Raw genomic sequence first — 17,117 nt, forward strand, 5'->3', positions numbered from 1 at the left:
GCCCGAGCTTTACATCGCGGTCGGCATCTCCGGCGCGATCCAGCACCTGGCCGGCATGAAGGACTCCAAGATCATCGTCGCCATCAACAAGGACGAGGAGGCGCCGATCTTCCAGGTGGCCGACTTTGGCCTGGTCGCCGACCTCTTCACCGCCGTGCCGGAACTGACCGAAAAGCTGGGATAACCCGGGCGGGGGCCAATCGGCCCGCTCGAATTGGAAAGGCCCGCCGGTTGGCGGGCCTTTTTTATTGGCGGCTAGCGCAACCCGGCGATGACATCGACAACCCGGTCGGCGATGCGGGCGTGCATGGCGGGCCCCAGCATGTGTTCGGCCGCCGGTCGCTGCAGCGGGCCGAAATCCATCTTGCGGGTCTCTCCCTCGAGCTGCCCGGCGGGGGTGACCGGCACCTCGACCAGCCCGCGTGCCTGCGCCAGAACCTGATCCACCATGCTGCGGGAGACCAGAAGCGGCTCGGCCCCCAGGGGCGCATCCGCGCGCGGCCGCCCGTCGCCGTATTGCAGCCAGAGCAGCAGGGCGCGGCCGCCGAGCGCCGTCATCAGCTGCTGCATGCGTGCGACCCAGAGCCTGCGCAATTCGTCCCGTATCGGCGCGAACCGGCCCGCAGAGGACCGGTAGAGCGCGGTGAGCAGATGGTTGGTGAAGTGAAACTCGGTGAAATCGACATCCGGGTAGAGCGCGGCGAGGTGGAAGGTGGCCTCGAGGAAGCGGTCGTTGCGGCGCGGATGCACCCGGTAGAAGCGGTTGGAGAGGTTCTGGGCACCGGGAAGCTGAACCACGCAGAGCGCGGCGCCGGTGGCGATCCGCAACGCGCCCGGATCGCCGAGCACCACGTCGAGCCCGGCGTTTATGCTGCCCAGGTTGACGCAGCTCCTGCCCAGGCGGCGGTCGGCGAGCGCGGGAAAGGGGGCGGCGACGAAGCGGCCGAAGGTCTCGCTGCCGCCGAGGAAGGCGATGTAGGGGGCCGCCAGGCTGGTGCAGGGGCCGCGCACCGGCAGGCGCGACCCCGGGTAGTGGCAGACCGGGTCCTCAAGCGCACCGGCGCCGGTCATGTGCAGGCTCATCTCGCCCCTCCGTCTGGTGGTCCTGGCTGTCAGACTGGAGGAAATTGCGTTGCGATTCGACTAATGCGGGCAATTGATTAAAATCGCGATGTTCACCGGCCCTTGTACCACGGCGGAAAGCGCCGGTATGGTCGGCCCGGAAACGCGGCGAAAGGCAGGGCGATGAGCATTCAGACTGTTGGTGTGATCGGGGCGGGTCAGATGGGCAACGGCATCGCCCATGTGATGGCGCTGGCCGAGTATGACGTCGTTCTGTCCGACGTCAGCCAGGACGCGCTGAACACTGCGCTGGAGATCATCGAGGGCAACCTCGCGCGGCAGGCCTCGCGCGGCAAGATTGATGACGCGACGGTGAAAGCCGCGATGAAGCGGATCACGACGACGCTGTCGCTGCCCGACATCGGTGCGGCCGACCTGGTGATCGAGGCCGCGACCGAGCGCGAGAGCGTGAAACAGGCGATTTTCGAGGACCTTCAGCCGCATCTGAAGGCCAACACGATCCTGACCTCCAACACCTCGTCGATTTCGATCACCCGGCTGGCCAGCCGCACCGACCGCCCCGAGCGGTTCATGGGATTTCATTTCATGAACCCGGTTCCGGTGATGCAACTGGTCGAGCTGATCCGCGGCATCGCCACCGACCAGCCGACCTACGAGGCCTGCCTTGCGGTGGTCGAACGGCTGGGCAAGACCGCGGCCAGCGCCGAGGATTTTCCCGGCTTCATCGTCAACCGCATCCTGATGCCGATGATCAACGAAGCGGTCTATACGCTGTATGAAGGGGTCGGCAACGTGCGCTCGATCGACGAATCGATGAAGCTGGGCGCGAACCATCCGATGGGGCCGCTGGAACTGGCCGATTTCATCGGGCTGGACACCTGCCTTGCGATCATGAACGTGCTGCACGACGGGCTGGCCGATACCAAGTACCGCCCCTGCCCGCTGTTGACGAAATATGTCGAGGCCGGCTGGCTGGGCCGCAAGACGCAGCGGGGCTTCTACGACTATCGCGGCGAGATGCCGGTGCCGACCCGCTGAGGCGTTGAGGCGGGGAAAGGGAAAGCGGGGAGCCCCCCGCCAAGGTTCATCAGGCGACGCGAACGATCTCCAGATCGTCAGCCAAAGGGCAGGTGAACCAGAAAACGGTTTCCTTGCCCGGGTCGCTCTTGAATCCGACGCTGCCGCCCATTTCTTCGACCAAGCGGCGCGAAATGCTCAGACCCAATCCGGTGCCGCCCCGTTGACGGGTGTCGGAATTGTCCGCTTGCGAAAAGGGTTGGAATATCGTGCTGCGGAACTTTTCCGGTATGCCGGGACCGATATTGCTCACCGAGATTTTCGCGCAGGCGTTCTGGACTTCGGCGGTCAGCCGAACTGCCGTGTCCGGGTCCGAAAACTTGCAGGCGTTTGACAACAGGTTGGTGATGACCTGATTGATCCGTTTCTTGTCGGCCCAGATGTTCCTGTCCACCTCGGGCTCCACAACCTTGACCTCGACGTTCCACTGCGCGGCATAGGGTTCGACCTGCTTCGAGGCAAGGGTCAGGATCTCGTTCAGATTGACCGGTTCCATATCATGCTTCATTCCGCCGGCGTTGAGCTTTTCCAGATCCAGAATGTCGTTCACAAGGCTGAGAAGCCGGTCGGAATTCGACGCCGCGATATTGACCAGGCGATCGACGCCGGAAATCTCGACCCCTTTCAACTGGGCTTGCAAAAGCCCGATGGCGCCTTTGATCGACGTCAGCGGCGTTCTGAGTTCATGGCTGACCGTTGCCACGAACTCGCGTTTCATCTGCTCGAGCTTGAAACGCTCCGTCACATCGGTCTGTATCCCGAGCATCCTGAGGGCAGTCCCGTCCGGGGCACGCTTGACCACGACGGCGTCCGACTCGATCCAGCGCCACTCATCCTGTTCCACGTTTACGCGGAAACGGGCCGTGGCGCGTTCGGTATGACCCTTGATACAGAAATCTTCGGCCTTTTTCAGAATGGCCAGGTCATCGGGATGGATTTTGGCCATCTGCAGTTGATAAGGATTGTTGCATCCGGGCAGCGCCGGTATTTTCAGGGTCTCGCGCCAGACATCGGAAACAACCGAAGTCCTTGTCTGCAGGCAGATATCAAACACGCCAATATGTGCACTCATCAGGGCAAGGTTCCACCGTTGCTCGGCCTCCGCGATTTCCTGCGTGAGACGTTCACTCACCGTGATGTCGCGCATCAAAAGGGCGATCCGCTCCTCGCCGTCGGCCGTGAACCAGGTTTTCTTTTCAATTTCAATCGTCAAAGGCTCGCCCCCCGCCATCGGAGCAATGACCACTTTTGACCAACCGTCCCCCTCTTGCATGTCGAAATCCGGCAACAGGTCGCTGATCATTTCGCCATCCATGTTATCGGGACCATTCAGATGCGCCAGAAGCTTCAGCGCGGCCTCGTTGCAATGGATGATCTGACCCGTCTTGGTCACTGACACGATGGAGAGCATCGCGTTCTCAAGGATGCAACGGTTCTCCTGAATCTGGGTTTCCAGGTCCCGCGATTTTCGCGTGACGTCGGCAGAGATCGCAATGTTCTTTCTGATCAGGACGTGCATGATCGCGCTCACCAGAGCGGTAATGAAAAGCCCCAATGCCAGAACAACCCATCTTGCACGGAAGGGCTGGACGGCGTCGAACTGGGGTGTGCTGCTCATCGACAGCGAGAAGGTTTGCCCGAACTTTTCGATCGACTGGTGAAACGCAAAATCAGGCGTCATGGCGGTGCTGGCAGGTGTGAATTCAAGAGGGCCGCGCAACGTATCCGCGCCAGCCTCCACATGCAGGGTCAGAAACTTGCCTTGCGACGGCGTCAGGTTTTTGAAGGCATTTTCAATATTCAACACGGCCAAGGCAAAACCCAAGAAAACAGTCCTGTCCTGCGAAGATTTGTAGATTGGCTTGAGCAACAGGATCTGAGGGTAACGATCTTGCAGCGATCGGCCGGGAAAGTGCACGGTCGCGATTGTTTCCCCCGCCGCGCGTGCGCGTTCCGCGACGGGCAGGAGCTCGGAATCGCTGGCGAAATCCAATCCCAGCAACTGCTCATGGCTTGCCAGTGGCTCGACATATTGCACGATGAACTGGTCTTCCGCCGGTTTGGAGGATGTGGCGGTGCGCTTGTTCATTCCGCCAACGATGGGCCCACCGGCCCCGGCGCCGGGATCCACGCTGCCCGCCGATGCCAGGCCGATCCCATCAAGCACAAACATATCACCGGGAATATCCAGGGATTTCGCATAGACCTCCATGTCGGCGGCCGTCACCACGTCAGACGCCATCACCAGACCGGAAACGCCATCAAGTATGCGATCATACTCCTCGAGCCGTCGATCAATCGAGGTCAGGATCTGATCGGCCAAGACCTGGAAGCTTTCTTCCGATCTGCTTTGTGCGATTTTGTGTACCAGGACAAATGACAGGTATGAGAGGCCGAGAAACAGGATCAGGATAACTGTCTGGAACACTCTTGCGCGATGATGTGACGGCATCTCTAACCTGCTGGGTTCTTGGCGTTTTTGAATCGCGGAGCAGCTTTGGCGAAATGATATCGCTCCACCGTGGTCTTGGTTGATTAGCGTTGATAAAATAGTTGGGAATGTGGCGACAATAGGATCATGGTGGGGCTTGGGCCAAGTTGCCCCGCCCTCTTCGCGCGGTGCGACGCCCCTGGATCCGAGGCATCCAACAAGATGCGTTCATTGGAGCTGCCGCATCATACCCGGAGTATTTCAGGCCAGAAAAAGACCGGGGGCGCTCTCCAGGGAGATGCTCAGGAGGAGGAGCCCAGAGCCAGCGTATGGTCGCGCAGCCAGGCCATGAAGCCGCGCGGGTCGGTTTCCAGCCGCGCCATCTGCGCTTCGGTCAGCGGGGCGCCGACGACGGGCGCCTGCGGCTTGTTGCAGGAGCGCACGATCTCGTGCAGCAAAAGACCCTGGCGCAGGATCGGCGAGACCTGGCAGGCGATCTGGTAGGCGCGCGAATTGCGGCCCGGGAAATAGATCGGGACCACGCGCGCGCCGGACTTGCGGATCATCTTGGCGGTGAACACGTTCCATTCGCGCTCGACCGGCGGACCCATCCAGGTGTCTGCCGACATCACGACGCCGGAGGGGAACAGCGCGACGACACCGCCCTGGCCCAGAACGTCCATCGCGTTGGCGCGCATCTCGACCATCTTGCGCTGGGCATCGGGATCGTGCGGGAAGGGTACCGGGATCATGAAGGAGGTCGCCGCCTCGTCCAGGCCGGTGAGCACCGAGCGGGTCAGGATGCGGTAATCGAGGCGCACCCGGCCGATCAGGTCGGCGAGGATCATGCCATCGACCATGCCGTGCGGGTGGTTGGCCACCACCACGACAGGGCCGTCGCCGGGGATGTTGGCAAGCTGTTCGGCCGGGGTCTGCAGATCGATCCCCATGACGTCGAGCGCGCCGCGCCAGAATTTCTGCCCGCGGTAGTCGGCGTTCATCTTCTCGAACTTGTTGACCATGCGCAGGATCGACGGTTTGCCGGTCGCCCATTCGATCGCCTTGATGGCGAAGGAGGTCCAGGGATCGTCGAAGGAATTGGAATAAGTCAGCGTGCGTCGGTCATAGACCTCGCCCTGAGACGCCGCCTCGGGTTTGGCTGAGAGCCTTGTGTTGCTGTTGTGCGCGGTATCGACCAATTTTTGCTTCCCGTTCATCGCAGGGCGTGCCGGTGGCTGCGTCAGTAGTCTTCACCGAACCTGTCGGCTACGAGCGCCTCGAGCGCCTCGGCCAACGCCTCAGCATCCGGTCCGGACGTCTCGACGTCAATAGTCGTTCCCTTGGACGCTGCCAACATCAAAAGCCCCATGATGCTGTCGCCCGAGGCGGTCAAACCGTCGCGCATCACCTCGGCCTGAGCATCGAAGCCTTCGACAACCTCGACCAGCTTGGCCGAGGCGCGGGCGTGCAGGCCCTTTTCGTTGCAGATTTTCAGAGTGCGTCGGATCATATGACTTGTTCAGACTTCATTCGGGCCGATGTTGCGGCTGTTGATATACTTGCGGCCCGCCTCCATGGCACTGCGCACCGCGTCGCCGACCGACAGGTGGCGGCTTTTCGCCAGTTTGATCAGCATCGGCAGGTTGGCGCCGTAAAGAATCCGCCGGTCCGAGGGGGCGCAGGCCCGCAGGCTGAGGTTGGAGGGCGAGCCGCCGAACAGGTCGGTCACGATCACCACCCCGTCGCCGGTATCGACCGAGTCGGCGGCGGCGCTGATCTCTCGTTGCTTGGCGTCGCGGTCGTGATCCGGCTCGATCGACACGGCGACAAGGCCCGGCTGCTTGCCGATCACGTGCTCGACGGCGGCGAGGTATTCCCTGGCCAGCCCGCCATGCGCCACAATTACGATCCCGATCATCCGGTGCGCGGCCCCCGGCCCCTCATTCATTGTGCTGGCTGTCCAGCTCGCGGTGCCTAATTGACACCTGCCGTCCGTCCTCTGCAAGGGCCTTGGCCAGGGATTCCGCCAGCGTGACCGAGCGGTGTTGCCCGCCGGTGCAGCCGAAGGCGATGGAAAGATGCGACTTACCCTCTTCGGTATAGGCCGGCAGCAGCAGACGGGTCAGGTCGAGCACGCGGGAAAAGAACGGGTCGAACCGCGGGTCCGCGGCGACATGGCCGGCAACGCGCGGGTCGCGGCCATTGAGATCGCGCAGTTCGGGCACCCAATAGGGGTTGGAGAGAAACCGGCAGTCGAACACCATGTCGATGCCGCGCGGCAGCCCGCGCTTGTAGGAAAAGCTGTGCACCGTCAGCGCCAGCCGCCCGTCGCCGTCCGGAGCGAACCAGCCTTCGGTCTCGGTGCGCAGCTGCTGCGGCGTCAGGTCCGAGGTGTCGATCAGCACGTCGGCGCGGTCGCGGATCGGGGCCAGCAGGCCCAGTTCGCGGCGGATGCCGATCTCGGGGCTTTCGGCCGGGGCCAGCGGGTGACGGCGCCGGGTTTCGGAAAACCGCCGGATCAGCACGTCTTCGCGGCAGTCGAGGTAGAGCGCGGTCGGCTCGACATCGACGCGGGCGGCCAGCGTTTCGATCATGTCGAGCAGCCCGGCGGTCGAGAAATCCCGGTTGCGCGGGTCGATGCCCAGCGCCAAAGGCCGCGTCGGGCGCGGCCCGTCGAGCAGCAGCGGAACCAGCCGGAGCGGCAGGTTGTCGATGGCCTCGAACCCCAGATCCTCGAGCGCGCGGATCGCCGTCGTGCGGCCGGCGCCGGAGGGGCCCGTCACCAGCACGAGGCGCACGGGGGACGGTTGGGTCGTGGCCATCATAGGGTTCGCCGCCCGGTCTTGAGGAACTGAAAGAGTGCCGCAGGGAAATGTGGCGCATCGACCCGGAAAAGCAAGGGAACGGGCCGTCCCAGCAGATCACGGTGGCGCGCGGGCGGCAAGCGGTCGGTCTCGTCCCGGTCGAGATCGAGCAGGGCGAAGACCGGAACCGGGCCGGCCGGATCGGCATGCAGCAGGCCAAGCCCGCGCGCCTCGATCAGGCCCGAAATCGTCGGCGGGGCGCCGGCCAGCACCGCGTCGCCGGACCGGCGCAGCGCCACGCGGTCGTCGGCGACCAGCGTCGCGCCCAGCGCCATCATCCGCAGTGCCAGCGACGACTTGCCCCGCCCCGAGGCGCCGGTGATCAGCAGCGCACGCCCTGCCAGCGCCACGCAGGAGGCGTGCAGGATGGTCTCGGGCGGGGCGGAGGGACCGGCGGGTGCCGCCACGGGCCTAGACCGGCAGGCCCACGACGAAGCGGGCGCCGAGCGGGTCGGAGGTAACGTCGACCTCGGTCGGACGGATGTTCTCGGCCCAGATCACGCCGCCATGGGCCTCGACGATCTGCTTGGAGATGGCCAGCCCGAGCCCCGAGTTGTTGCCGAAATGCTCCTCCGGGCGCTGTGAATAGAACCGCTTGAAGATCTTGCTCAGCGCCTCTTCGGGGATGCCGGGGCCGGTATCCTCGACCACCACCAAAACCCGGTTCTGCCGTTTGCGGGCCCAGACGCGGATGGCGTCGCCCTCATCGCAGAAGGAAATCGCGTTGGTGATCAGGTTGACGAAGACCTGCGCCAGCCGCGCCTCCAGCCCCTGGATGACGATCGGGTCGTCGGGCAGGTCGGTGATATAGTCGATGCCCTTGGCGCGGGCGTCCTCGCCCAGGTACTGGTTGAGGTTCGACAGCATTGCGAGCAGGTCGAAACGCTCTTCCTCCTCCTTGACCAGTTCGGCGTCGAGGCGCGAAGCATTGGAGATATCGCTGACCAGCCGGTCGAGGCGGCGGACGTCGTGTTCGATCACATCGAGCAGTTTCTCGCGCTGGTCGTCGCGCTTGACCATGCGCAGGGTGCCGACCGCCGATTGCAGGCTGGCCAGCGGGTTCTTGATCTCATGCGCGACATCGGCGGCGAATTGTTCGTTGCCGTCGATGCGGTGATAGAGCGCCGTGACCATGCCGCGCAGCGCGCGCGACAGCCGCCCGATCTCGTCGGGGCGCGCGGTCAGGTCGGGGATGCGGACGCGGCCCGGGTTCATCTTGCGCGCGTTGCGGTCGCGGCCCAGTTCGGCGGCCTCGGCCAGATCGGCCAGCGGATTGGCGATGGTCGAGGCCAGCACCAGACTTAGCCCGACCGAGACCAGAAGCGCGACGATGAACATCTGCAGCACCCGCTCGCGTGCGGCGCGCACCAGCGCATCGACCTCGCCCGCGGGGCTGACCACGGCGATGGCGCCCACCACCTTGCCGCCCTGCAGGATCGGGGTGATCGCGGCCAGTTCGGTGGAGGCGGCGCCGTTGGCCAGGGTTGAAACGCCTGTCACCCCGCTGTTCAACGCGGGCGGAACGACGGCGCGCAGCCGGTCCTCGATCATGGCGGGCGCGGCGGCCTCGCGCGGGGCAGAGAACAGCCCGGCCACGACATTCCAGAGCGCCGACAGGCCATCGCTGATTAATGTGCGCCCCGTCTCGGGCGCGGCGGAAGGCGGCAGATTGGCGCCGGTTCCCAGCGTCTTGCCGACCACGTTGGCGGCAGGATCGAACACCACCACCTCGACCCCGCCGCGCAGGGTCAGCGCGGACAGGGTTTCGGGCACGTCGATGCCGTCCCCGGCGGCCAGGTTCACCGGGCCGCGGGCGGGAAGCTGCGCCTCGAACACATTGGCAATCAGCCGCGCCTCGCCGGCGAGGGCGCCGGCGCGCTGCGCGATGAGGCTTTCGCGCGAGGCGTTGAGATAGAGCAGCCCGGCAACCAGCAGGATCAGCGCGATCAGGTTGAAGACGATGATCTTGCGGGTCAGCGGCGAGCCGCGCAGCGAAAAGAAGCCGCGGCGGTCGCGGTTCGCGCGCATCTCCGCGGCCATGGTCTCGCGCGGGGCGACCCAATCATCGCCCAGCACGACATCGCCGTCGCGGTTCATCTGAGTGGCGCCTGTATCGCGCACGTCAACCTCTTGTGAAACAGGCCGGAGCGGCCCCTATTCCTCGTTATAGCGATAGCCGATGCCATAGAGCGTCTCGATCGCCGAGAAGTCCGCATCGGCGCTGCGCATCTTCTTGCGCAGGCGTTTGATATGGCTGTCGATGGTGCGGTCGTCGACATAGACCTGGTCGTCATAGGCCACGTCCATCAGCTGATCGCGGCTTTTCACGAAACCAGGGCGCTGCGCGAGCGCCTGCAGCAGCAGGAATTCGGTCACCGTGAGCGAGACGTCGTTGCCCTTCCAGGCGACCGAGTGGCGCAGCGGGTCCATCCGAAGGTTGCCGCGCTCCATCACCTTGGTTTCGGGGCCGGTGCCGGCGGCATCGCCCGCCACCGCCTCCTGCCGGCGCAGCAGGGCGCGGATGCGTTCGACCAGCAGACGCTGCGAGAACGGCTTTTTCACATAGTCGTCGGCGCCCATGCGCAGCCCGAGAACCTCGTCGATCTCGTCATCCTTTGAGGTGAGAAAGATCACCGGCATCTGGGTTTTCTGCCGCAGCCGCTGCAGCAGGTCCATGCCGTCCATGCGGGGCATCTTGATGTCCAGCACGGCCATGTCGGGCAGTTTCTTGTTGAAGGCGTCTAGCGCCTGCTGCCCGTCGTTGTAGGTTTCGACCTCGAACCCCTCGGCCTCGAGTGTCATGGATACGGACGTCAGAATATTCCTGTCGTCGTCAACCAGCGCGATCTTAGACATTGGAGTTCACCTATCTGCTCGTGACTGCCACGTTTTTTCCATCATTCTGCCCTTTTTTCACGTGGCGAATCAATCCTTAACTGCGATTCGCCAAAACAATACGGCCCTATGGCAACAGAATTTCCTTAAGCATGGTTGAATTGTCGCAGGTTGCGGGCCCGCGCACGGGGTGGTTGCGCTAAACATCGCCTTGGTTGCGCTAACTGCGCCCAAGCGTTCTGTTCATGGCCTAAAACGTCATGTTAAGAGCGCTTCACCGGGTCATTTCACCCGGGGTCGCCCCGCACAGCGATAGAACGAACCGCGACGCCAGACGCCGCCATAGGAGAACGAACGCATGACATCCGGACGGGTCAACCCGCAATTCCGCCTCGAGGACCAGGGCATCGAGGGCCTGGGCAATGTCCATTACAACCTCATGGAGCCGGCGCTGATCGAAGCGGCGGTGAAGCGCGGCGAAGGCACCCTTGGCAAAGGCGGCGCGTTCCTGGTGACCACCGGCAAGTTCACCGGCCGTTCGCCCAAGGACAAGCATGTAGTCAGGACCGACAGCGTCATCGACACGATCTGGTGGGAAAACAACGCCGCGATGTCGCCCGAGGGGTTCGACACCCTTTACGCCGACATGCTGGAGCATATGAAGGGCCGCGACTTTTACGTGCAGGACCTGGTGGGCGGTGCCGACCCGGCCTATGCGATCAACGTGCGCATGGTGACCGAACTGGCCTGGCACGCGCTTTTCAATCGCCACATGCTGCGCCGCCCCACGCGCGAAACGCTCGGTGGCTATGAAGCCGATTTCACCATTATCAACTGTCCCAGCTTCAAGGCCGACCCGGCGCGCCACGACTGCCGCTCCGACACCGTGATCGCGCTGAACTTCGACAAGAAGCTGATCCTCGTCGCCAATACCGAATACGCCGGCGAGAACAAGAAATCGGTGTTCACCCTGCTGAACTACCTGCTGCCTGAAAAAGGCGTGATGCCGATGCACTGTTCGGCCAACCATGCGGTCGGCAACCCGGTCGATACCGCGATCTTCTTTGGCCTGTCGGGCACCGGCAAGACCACGCTGTCGGCCGATCCGGCGCGGATCCTGATCGGCGACGACGAGCACGGCTGGTCGGATCGCGGCACCTTCAATTTCGAGGGCGGCTGCTATGCCAAGACGATCAACCTGAGCCCCGAGGCGGAGCCGGAGATCTACGCCACCACCGAGAAGTTCGGCACCGTGATCGAGAACATGGTCTATGATCCCGAGACCTTCGACCTGGATTTCGCGGATAGCTCGCTGACCGAGAACATGCGCTGCGCCTATCCGCTGGAGTATATCTCGAACGCCTCGGAAAACGCGATGGGCGGGCACCCCAAGAACATCATCCTGCTGACCTGCGACGCCTACGGCGTGCTGCCGCCGATCTCGCGGTTGACCCCGGCGCAGGCGATGTATCACTTCCTGTCCGGCTTCACCTCGAAAACCCCGGGCACCGAGCGCGGCGTGGTCGAGCCTGAACCCACCTTCTCGACCTGCTTCGGCGCGCCCTTCATGCCGCGCCGTCCGGAGGCCTATGGCAAGCTGCTGCAGGAGAAGATCGCCCAGCACGGCGCCACCTGCTGGCTGGTCAACACCGGCTGGACCGGCGGCGCCTTCGGCACCGGCAGCCGGATGCCGATCAAGGCCACCCGCGCGCTGCTGACCGCCGCGCTGGAAGGCTCGCTGAACGAGGCGGAGTTCCGCAAGGACGAGAATTTCGGCTTTGAGGTTCCGGTCGCGGTGCCCGGTGTCGATACCCAGCTTCTGGACCCGCGCCAGACCTGGGCCGACAAGGACGCCTACGACGCGCAGGCAAAAAAGCTGGTGCAGATGTTCTCGGACAATTTCGAACAGTACGTTCCCTATATCGACGACGACGTGAAGGCGGTTGCGATCGGCTGATCGCGGCGCCCTGCTGCCCACGGACCCCCAACGCCCCGGCGCCGCGCCGGGGCGTTTTTTCATGCCCCGTGATCTCCGCTTGGAAAATCCAGATATATATGCCAAACTCCGCATATGCGAACGCGGCCTGACATCCTGACCCGGATCCGCCTTCCCGAAGGCGAGGTGACGGTTGACGAATACGGTTATCTGACCGATCCGTCGCTGTGGAGCCCGGGTTTTGCCGAACTTGTCGCCGAACAGGACGGTATCACCCTCACCGACCGGCACATGGAGGTGATCCGCTTTGTCCGCGCCTGGGAGGAGGAGCACGGGGTGATGCCCGACGTGCGCTTCGTGCTGAAGTACCTCGCCGAACCCGAAGGGCTGAGCAAGTCGCAGGCCAAGGACGTGTTGTTCGGCTTGTTCCCGCAGGGCTACGTCAAGCAGGTCTGCAAGATCGCCGGCATGAGACAGCCGCGCGCCTGGTCGACCGGCTGACCCGGCGCCTCAGCCGATCAGACCGCGCCGCAGCAGGTTCAGCCCCGCCAGTGTCAGCACTACCAGCGTCGCGCGCCGGAACGCCTGCTGGTCGATCCGGTCGTGGATGCGCCCGCCCAGCCACATGCCCAGCAGCGTGGGGACGAGCAGCGCCGCCGAGAACGGCAACGTTTCGCGGTTGAGCACGCCAGAGGCCACATGCGCGACCATCAGCACCAGCGCGCCCAGCCCGTAGATCACCCCCTGCACCCGGATCTGGTCGGCCTTGGGCGTGTTCAGCGCGGTCAGATAGGCCACCGTGGGCGGCCCCCAGACCCCGGAGACACCGCCGATCGACCCGGCAAAGGCACCCACCGCAGCCTCGATGCGCGTGGAGGGCGCGGAAAGGCGGAACCGCACCCCGGCCAGTTGCATCAGCGTGAACCCGGTGATCATGACACCGAGGATCAGCAGCATCACCGGGATCGGCAACACAGCGACAAGCTGTGCGCTGGCCAGCAGGAATACCCCGCCGACGACCAGGAACACCCGGAACCGGCGGATCGAGGTCAGCGCCGCCGCCGGTCCATGGCGCAGCGCCTGCACCCCGTTGGTAACCACCGTGGGCAGAATCAACCCGGCCAGCGCCACCTCGGGCGGCAGGACCGTGCCCAGCCCGGAGACCAGGATCATCGGCATGGCAAAACCGACCATGCCCTTGACCAACCCGGCCAGCACCGCAATTGCCAGGGTATAGGCCGCCAAGCCCGGCGTGAGGAAAGAGAAGAACATGTCCATTCCCCTCTCATACCATCGCGGCGCGGCGCTGCACTGCAAAAATATTCACGCAACTATTGAACCAGCGCGGGGCTTTGGGCGTATTTTTGTTGCGCTGCAATTGCGAAGTGATTAGGACCAAGCGGCGTGACGGAGGATATGATTCATGGCCCATGACGGACAGGACCCGACGATGAAAACCGAGAGTGCAATTCTGCCCGAACTGCTGAGCCTGACCGGTGCGGCGATCGCGTCCGCCGAGACCGTGCTGGAGGCCGCCAAGGCCCGGTTGCGCGAGACGGTCAGCGAGGGCGGCTGCATTTCGGGCGCCATGCTGGAGGCCAACCAGACCGCCGCGCATGGGCTCTCGTGGCTGGCCACCTATGTCGAGGCGCTGCGCCAGATGCAGGGTTGGGCCACCCGGTTGCAGGAGGCGGGCAAGTTCGGCGAGGTGGAACAGCTGATCCACCAGATCGCGTTCGGCGAATACCTGGCGCAGATCCGTGGCGGCATCCCGATGAGCCAGGGCGAGATCGTGCGCCTTTCCGATCTGGGGCTGGCCGTCGAAGACACCGACGCGCTGGACGGCGCGGCCATCGCAACCCTGACCCGCGGCGGCAACACCCCCGCCGCCCGTCGCCGGCTGGTCGAGCTGATGCAGGACCGCGCGGCGGAAACCACCGTGGGCGCCTCCGGTCTGGACGAGGAACTGGAGATGATCCGCGACCAGTTCCGCCGCTTCGCGGTGGAAAAGGTCGAGCCCTTTGCCCATGACTGGCACCTCAAGGACGAGCTGATCCCGATGGAGATCATCGAGGAACTGGCCGAAATGGGGGTGTTCGGCCTGACGATCCCCGAGAATCTGGGCGGGCTGGGCCTGTCGAAAGCCTCGATGGTGGTGGTCTCGGAAGAGCTGTCGCGCGGCTATATCGGCGTCGGCTCCCTCGGCACCCGCTCGGAGATCGCGGCCGAGCTGATCCTCGCCGGCGGCACCGACCTGCAAAAGGAACACTGGCTGCCGAAGATCGCCAGCGGCGAGGTCCTGCCAACGGCGGTGTTCACCGAGCCCAACACCGGGTCGGACCTGGGTTCGCTGCGCACCCGCGCGGTGAAGGGCGCGGACGGCGATTACACCGTGACCGGCAACAAGACCTGGATCACCCACGCGGCGCGGGCCAACGTGATGACCCTGCTGGCGCGCACCGATCCCGACACCAGCAACTACAAGGGGCTGTCGATGTTCCTGGCCGAAAAGACGCCGGGCACCGAGGGCGATCCCTTTCCCACCCCCGGCATGACCGGCGGCGAGATCGAGGTGCTGGGCTATCGCGGCATGAAGGAATACGAGCTGGGCTTTGACGGCTTCAAGGTCAAAGGCGAGAACCTGCTGGGGCAGGAAGAGGGCAAAGGCTTCAAGCAATTGATGGAGACCTTCGAATCGGCCCGCATCCAGACCGCCGCGCGGGCCATCGGCGTGGCGCAATCGGCGCTGGATATCGCGATGCAATACGCCCAGGACCGCAAACAGTTCGGAAAATCGCTGATCGCCTTCCCCCGCGTCGCCGACAAGCTGGCGATGATGGCGGTCGAGATCATGGTGGCGCGCCAGCTGACCTATTTCAGCGCCTGGCAGAAGGACCACGGCAAGCGCTGCGACCTGGAGGCCGGGATGGCCAAGCTGCTGGGCGCGCGGGTGGCCTGGGCGGCGGCCGACAACGGGCTGCAGATCCACGGCGGCAACGGCTTCGCGCTGGAGTACAAGATCAGCCGCGTGTTGTGCGATGCGCGGATCCTGAACATCTTCGAAGGCGCCGCCGAGATCCAGGCGCAGGTGATCGCGCGGCGTCTACTCGGGTAGGGTGCGCCCGGGAAATGGTCCGTTGGACCATTTCCCGCCTCGAACGGGCGGAGCCCCGCGCACGCAGCCCGAGAATGGGGGCCCTGCCCCCGTCGCCTGCGGCGCCTCCCCCGGAGTATTTCCGGCCAGAAAAAGCGAGGGCGTGGCCGTAATGGTCGCGCCCTTTTGCCTTGGACGGCTCACCCCTCCGGCGGGATGTCGATGCCGTCGAACCAGGGTTTGATGTCGACCACCGGGGTCATGTCGAAGGCGTCGGTGGCGTCGATCTCGATCACCCCGCGCACCGCGTCCAGATCGGTGATCCGCACCGCCGCCATGGCGATCGGGTTGGGACGCACCGGCGAGCGCAGGGAAAACACCCCGCGCGGGTCGGGCCGGTGGTGCGGCGCCTGCACGATCAGGTCGCGCCGGCCCCGGTCCATCCAGTAGAGCACCCAGATCGGCCGCCCGACCTCGAGCCCGGCAAGGCCGCGTGCATAAACCGGGTCAAGCTCGATCCGGGCATTGCCGCCGCCCAGCGCCCGTGCCTGGGTCAGGTTCCGGGGCGCGGTTCCCCGTGCCCAGTCGGAGCGGATGTGCCCGATGAAGGTGACCTCCGCCTGCGCCCTGTCACCGGGATCGAAATGAAGCTTTTCTTCGCCTTCGCGGATTTCCCTGTCTTCACCCATCCTGTCCTCCTCGTTCTGCCGCGCGTCGCCCCAGTAGAGGCAGCCCAAGAGCTTTGCGCAAGCGGCACCGGCGTGGCATGCTGTCGCCCATGCGGTTGTTCTTGCTGATCGCCCTGCTGGGGCTGGACATGTGCGCACGGGACGAAAGCGTCGCCGGCTACGGCGCGGCGGACAGGCTCTGGCGTCTGGCCGAACTGGACGGCGCGCCCTTTTCCGCCACGGCGACGCTGCGATTTCCCGAACCGGGCCGGATCGCGGGCGAGGCGCCCTGCAACCGCTATTCCGGCGTGATGACGACACCCTACCCGTGGTTCGACGCGGGCCAGATCATCGCCACCCGCCGGGCCTGCCCCCAGATGCGGACCGAGGCCGCCTTTCTCCGGGCGCTGAGCGCGATGGGAGAGGCGGAGGTGATCGGCGACACGCTGATCCTGCGCAACGCGGCGGGGCGCGAGATGGTGTTCAGAGCCGCCGAGTGAAGGCCTCGATGAACCGCGCGCGCGCCTCGGGCAAGGGGGTGTTGCCCAGCGCCGGGGCCAACCTGTGGTGCAGGAAATAGCCGGTGGTGCGCAGCGCCTCGGCGATCTCGGCATCCGGCGCCGGCCCGTCGCCGCGCAGGCAGGGCGGCAAGGGCAGCATCCGGTCGGCCCAGTCGCCCGCCCCGTGGCGCGACACCGCGCGGCCGGACCGGGGCGAGACGTAGATCAGCTCGTCATTGACCCCGGTCGCCGCGCATTGGCTGAGGTCGAGGCCGAAGCCAAGATCGTCCAGCAGGGCCAGTTCCCAATTGAGATAGGCCAGCGGCCAGATTTCGTCCTGGCCCAGCAGGTCGAGAAGCTGTTCGGTGCGGCGGTAGAGGGCGCCATGCACCTCGCGTTCGGCCAGGGCAAAGGACAACAGGCCGGTGACCGCGTTCAGCCCGGCCAGCGCCAGCCGGCCCGACAGCGCGGCGCCGGCGCGGCTGCGCAGGGGTTCCGCGCGGTAGGTGCCGATATGATCTTCGAGCCGCGCCCGCCATGTCAGGTCGAGCTGCGCGCCCGGTTGTAGCACCGGCGCCTGCCTGCGGCTGGCGCCGCCCGGCACCACGCCGGCGTGGCGGCCGTGGGAT

18 protein-coding genes are annotated in these 17,117 nt (G+C 64.9%); 6 read left to right on the forward strand and 12 right to left on the reverse strand.

Annotated elements, in window-relative coordinates; genetic code table 11:
• Positions 1-184 (forward strand): FAD-binding protein (locus P1U75_RS17940; RefSeq protein ID WP_300245672.1); only part of this gene is annotated, 184 nt, incomplete at its 5' end.
• A gap of 71 nt (positions 185-255) precedes the next feature.
• Here the strand turns inward: P1U75_RS17940 and P1U75_RS17945 are convergent.
• Positions 256-1,083 carry a DUF6473 family protein gene (locus P1U75_RS17945; protein WP_300245673.1) on the reverse strand — a complete coding sequence of 276 codons (828 nt, stop codon included), beginning with the start codon at positions 1,081-1,083 and terminating at the stop codon, positions 256-258.
• Positions 1,084-1,245: 162 nt separating this feature from the next.
• On the opposite strand from P1U75_RS17945, the gene P1U75_RS17950 reads away from it, so the two are divergent.
• Positions 1,246-2,121 carry a 3-hydroxybutyryl-CoA dehydrogenase gene (locus P1U75_RS17950; RefSeq protein ID WP_300245675.1) on the forward strand — a complete coding sequence of 292 codons (876 nt, stop codon included), beginning with the start codon at positions 1,246-1,248 and terminating at the stop codon, positions 2,119-2,121.
• Between the two features lie 49 nt (positions 2,122-2,170).
• On the opposite strand, the gene P1U75_RS17955 is transcribed toward P1U75_RS17950, so the two are convergent.
• From P1U75_RS17955 to P1U75_RS17990, 8 genes are all read right to left on the reverse strand, one after another.
• Entirely contained in the window at positions 2,171-4,588 is a 2,418-nt protein-coding gene (locus tag P1U75_RS17955) for an ATP-binding protein (RefSeq protein WP_300245677.1), read from the reverse strand.
• 305 nt (positions 4,589-4,893) lie between these two features.
• Positions 4,894-5,790 (reverse strand): lysophospholipid acyltransferase family protein, encoded by an 897-nt coding sequence (locus P1U75_RS17960; RefSeq protein WP_300245679.1) that lies wholly within the window; start codon positions 5,788-5,790, stop codon positions 4,894-4,896.
• A 41-nt stretch (positions 5,791-5,831) separates the two neighbouring features.
• Positions 5,832-6,101 (reverse strand): HPr family phosphocarrier protein, encoded by a 270-nt coding sequence (locus P1U75_RS17965; RefSeq protein WP_300245681.1) that lies wholly within the window; start codon positions 6,099-6,101, stop codon positions 5,832-5,834.
• A gap of 9 nt (positions 6,102-6,110) precedes the next feature.
• Positions 6,111-6,509: a PTS fructose transporter subunit IIA gene (locus P1U75_RS17970; protein WP_300245684.1), complete on the reverse strand. Its 399-nt coding sequence runs from the start codon at positions 6,507-6,509 to the stop codon at positions 6,111-6,113.
• 22 nt (positions 6,510-6,531) lie between these two features.
• Positions 6,532-7,413, reverse strand: coding sequence for an RNase adapter RapZ (rapZ, locus tag P1U75_RS17975; protein ID WP_300245686.1), 882 nt, complete (start codon positions 7,411-7,413; stop codon positions 6,532-6,534).
• The gene (locus P1U75_RS17980; protein ID WP_300245687.1) at positions 7,413-7,862 is read right to left on the reverse strand and encodes an HPr kinase/phosphorylase; all 450 of its coding nucleotides are present in this window, start codon (positions 7,860-7,862) and stop codon (positions 7,413-7,415) included. The genes rapZ and P1U75_RS17980 overlap by 1 nt, the downstream gene beginning before the upstream one ends.
• A gap of 4 nt (positions 7,863-7,866) precedes the next feature.
• Positions 7,867-9,576 (reverse strand): sensor histidine kinase, encoded by a 1,710-nt coding sequence (locus P1U75_RS17985; protein WP_300245689.1) that lies wholly within the window; start codon positions 9,574-9,576, stop codon positions 7,867-7,869.
• Positions 9,577-9,609: 33 nt separating this feature from the next.
• On the reverse strand, positions 9,610-10,311 hold the full coding sequence (locus P1U75_RS17990; RefSeq protein ID WP_300245691.1) for a response regulator transcription factor: 702 nt from the start codon (positions 10,309-10,311) through the stop codon (positions 9,610-9,612).
• 337 nt (positions 10,312-10,648) lie between these two features.
• Here P1U75_RS17990 and P1U75_RS17995 point away from each other — a divergent pair, with 337 nt between their 5' ends.
• Both P1U75_RS17995 and P1U75_RS18000 read left to right on the forward strand, forming a co-directional pair.
• Positions 10,649-12,247, forward strand: a complete 1,599-nt coding sequence (locus P1U75_RS17995) for a phosphoenolpyruvate carboxykinase (protein ID WP_300245693.1) — start codon at positions 10,649-10,651, stop codon at positions 12,245-12,247.
• A 114-nt stretch (positions 12,248-12,361) separates the two neighbouring features.
• Entirely contained in the window at positions 12,362-12,727 is a 366-nt protein-coding gene (locus P1U75_RS18000) for a TusE/DsrC/DsvC family sulfur relay protein (protein WP_300245695.1), read from the forward strand.
• Between the two features lie 9 nt (positions 12,728-12,736).
• Here the strand turns inward: P1U75_RS18000 and P1U75_RS18005 are convergent, their stop codons facing one another.
• The gene (locus P1U75_RS18005; RefSeq protein ID WP_300245697.1) at positions 12,737-13,504 is read right to left on the reverse strand and encodes a sulfite exporter TauE/SafE family protein; all 768 of its coding nucleotides are present in this window, start codon (positions 13,502-13,504) and stop codon (positions 12,737-12,739) included.
• A gap of 145 nt (positions 13,505-13,649) precedes the next feature.
• Here P1U75_RS18005 and P1U75_RS18010 point away from each other — a divergent pair, with 145 nt between their 5' ends.
• A complete protein-coding gene (locus tag P1U75_RS18010; RefSeq protein WP_300245700.1) occupies positions 13,650-15,341 on the forward strand; it encodes an acyl-CoA dehydrogenase family protein in 1,692 nt (563 codons plus the stop codon).
• A 179-nt stretch (positions 15,342-15,520) separates the two neighbouring features.
• On the opposite strand, the gene P1U75_RS18015 is transcribed toward P1U75_RS18010, so the two are convergent.
• A complete protein-coding gene (locus tag P1U75_RS18015) occupies positions 15,521-16,009 on the reverse strand; it encodes a TrmO family methyltransferase (RefSeq protein WP_300245701.1) in 489 nt (162 codons plus the stop codon).
• A gap of 89 nt (positions 16,010-16,098) precedes the next feature.
• Here P1U75_RS18015 and P1U75_RS18020 point away from each other — a divergent pair, with 89 nt between their 5' ends.
• On the forward strand, positions 16,099-16,488 hold the full coding sequence (locus P1U75_RS18020; RefSeq protein ID WP_300245704.1) for an META domain-containing protein: 390 nt from the start codon (positions 16,099-16,101) through the stop codon (positions 16,486-16,488).
• Here P1U75_RS18020 and recO read toward each other — a convergent pair.
• A partial coding sequence (gene recO, locus P1U75_RS18025) for a DNA repair protein RecO (RefSeq protein ID WP_300245706.1) occupies positions 16,472-17,117 on the reverse strand: 646 nt, incomplete at its 5' end. The two genes, P1U75_RS18020 and recO, sit on opposite strands and share 17 nt — an antisense overlap.

Source organism: Antarcticimicrobium sp., from assembly GCF_029212575.1.
In the GTDB taxonomy this organism is placed as follows: domain Bacteria; phylum Pseudomonadota; class Alphaproteobacteria; order Rhodobacterales; family Rhodobacteraceae; genus Antarcticimicrobium.

Coding starts and splice junctions, on each gene's coding strand:
- P1U75_RS17970 (WP_300245684.1), bottom strand. CDS start 6,509: ATGATCGGGATCGTAATTGTGGCGCATGGCGGGCTGGCCAGGGAATAC.
- P1U75_RS18005 (WP_300245697.1), bottom strand. CDS start 13,504: ATGGACATGTTCTTCTCTTTCCTCACGCCGGGCTTGGCGGCCTATACC.
- rapZ (WP_300245686.1), bottom strand. CDS start 7,413: ATGGCCACGACCCAACCGTCCCCCGTGCGCCTCGTGCTGGTGACGGGC.
- P1U75_RS18020 (WP_300245704.1), top strand. CDS start 16,099: ATGCGGTTGTTCTTGCTGATCGCCCTGCTGGGGCTGGACATGTGCGCA.
- P1U75_RS17965 (WP_300245681.1), bottom strand. CDS start 6,101: ATGATCCGACGCACTCTGAAAATCTGCAACGAAAAGGGCCTGCACGCC.
- P1U75_RS17950 (WP_300245675.1), top strand. CDS start 1,246: ATGAGCATTCAGACTGTTGGTGTGATCGGGGCGGGTCAGATGGGCAAC.
- P1U75_RS17995 (WP_300245693.1), top strand. CDS start 10,649: ATGACATCCGGACGGGTCAACCCGCAATTCCGCCTCGAGGACCAGGGC.
- P1U75_RS18010 (WP_300245700.1), top strand. CDS start 13,650: ATGGCCCATGACGGACAGGACCCGACGATGAAAACCGAGAGTGCAATT.
- P1U75_RS18015 (WP_300245701.1), bottom strand. CDS start 16,009: ATGGGTGAAGACAGGGAAATCCGCGAAGGCGAAGAAAAGCTTCATTTC.
- P1U75_RS18000 (WP_300245695.1), top strand. CDS start 12,362: ATGCGAACGCGGCCTGACATCCTGACCCGGATCCGCCTTCCCGAAGGC.
- P1U75_RS17945 (WP_300245673.1), bottom strand. CDS start 1,083: ATGAGCCTGCACATGACCGGCGCCGGTGCGCTTGAGGACCCGGTCTGC.
- P1U75_RS17990 (WP_300245691.1), bottom strand. CDS start 10,311: ATGTCTAAGATCGCGCTGGTTGACGACGACAGGAATATTCTGACGTCC.